This window comes from Pseudomonas sp. SIMBA_067, from assembly GCF_046534675.1.
GTDB classification, from domain to species: domain Bacteria; phylum Pseudomonadota; class Gammaproteobacteria; order Pseudomonadales; family Pseudomonadaceae; genus Aquipseudomonas; species Aquipseudomonas putida.
Window position 1 is genome coordinate 1 of sequence record NZ_JAWRYH010001417.1, and the last position, 233, is coordinate 233.

Below are 233 nucleotides of genomic sequence, written 5' to 3' on the forward strand. Positions count from 1 at the left end.
GTTCTTTCAGTAAATTGTACTGTTCGTTTTCTTTTTTACTGAAGACGTGATAAACACGATAGTGCGTGTCATTTATCTGGTCCACAACAAAACTGCAGCCGCTGAAATTATCTGTGAATAGAGTGGTTGGCTCCGTGCCCGTGGGGTGAATCGGAATATCATAATGCCTGTTCTGAGGCACCCAGTACGCTGAAGTGAGTTTGTTGTTGTCACTGGCTCGTTCAGTGCTCGTG

General features: G+C 45.1%; 1 pseudogene. It reads right to left on the reverse strand.

Features of this window, described 5'->3' with window-relative positions:
• A pseudogene (locus SB765_RS34060) lies at positions 1-233 on the reverse strand (hypothetical protein); the annotation flags it as partial.